This window comes from Rhodovulum viride (genome assembly GCF_003265965.1).
In the GTDB taxonomy this organism is placed as follows: domain Bacteria; phylum Pseudomonadota; class Alphaproteobacteria; order Rhodobacterales; family Rhodobacteraceae; genus Rhodovulum; species Rhodovulum kholense.
On record NZ_MUAV01000272.1, the window covers coordinates 1 to 252 of the forward strand.

The window sequence follows — 252 nt, forward strand, 5'->3', positions numbered from 1 at the left end:
AGCTGCGCCGCAGGCAGCCCGCAGGTATAGCTGAGCGTCACGCCCTCCACCGGATCGGCCAGCGTCACGATGGGGCCGAGGGCGGTCGGCTCGACACTGACCGCGCCCCCGGCCGAGGCCGTGACCTCTGACACATCGGGCATGGCCAGCAGATAGGGGCCCGGCCCGACATGGGTTTCCTGCCAGGTCTGGGGCAGGATCGCCCGGCCCAGCACCCCGCGCCAGCCGTCGAGATGGGCCGTCGCGGCCAGC

Annotated in this window: 1 protein-coding gene; it reads right to left on the reverse strand. The window is 73.4% G+C overall.

Going from position 1 to position 252, the window contains the following annotated elements; all coding sequences use genetic code 11:
- On the reverse strand, nucleotides 1-252 hold a 252-nt coding region (locus BYZ73_RS23395), incomplete at both ends, for a hypothetical protein (protein WP_425451113.1).